This is a genomic window from Grimontia sp. AD028 (assembly GCF_000973155.1).
GTDB classification, from domain to species: domain Bacteria; phylum Pseudomonadota; class Gammaproteobacteria; order Enterobacterales; family Vibrionaceae; genus Enterovibrio; species Enterovibrio indicus.
Window position 1 is genome coordinate 1 of sequence record NZ_LASY01000073.1, and the last position, 293, is coordinate 293.

General features: G+C 51.5%; 1 pseudogene. It reads right to left on the minus strand.

Going from position 1 to position 293, the window contains the following annotated elements:
- Positions 1 to 293, minus strand: a pseudogene (locus RN22_RS25175) (bacteriocin); the annotation flags it as partial.

Genomic DNA, 293 nt, shown 5'->3' on the forward strand with positions numbered 1-293 from the left:
TCGCCAAATTTCGCCTGATGGTAGCTGTCGTTGAAGTTCAGTCTGACCGTGGTGGCTTCATCAGCAGGGTTATTAAAGTTGACGGTCCAACCCGGGGTTGTACTGCCTTCTACGCCATCACGCAGCTTGGTCACAGAGGTGACGATAGTCGGCGCTTCATCTTCGATAATGGTGACTGTACCGGACACCAGACTGCCTTGCCCATCGGCTTTGGCTTTGATGGTGTAGCTTTCATTGCCTTCGTAAGTGCCGTCTTCTGTGGTTTGAGATCGTACCTGGAAGGTTTTGGTGTT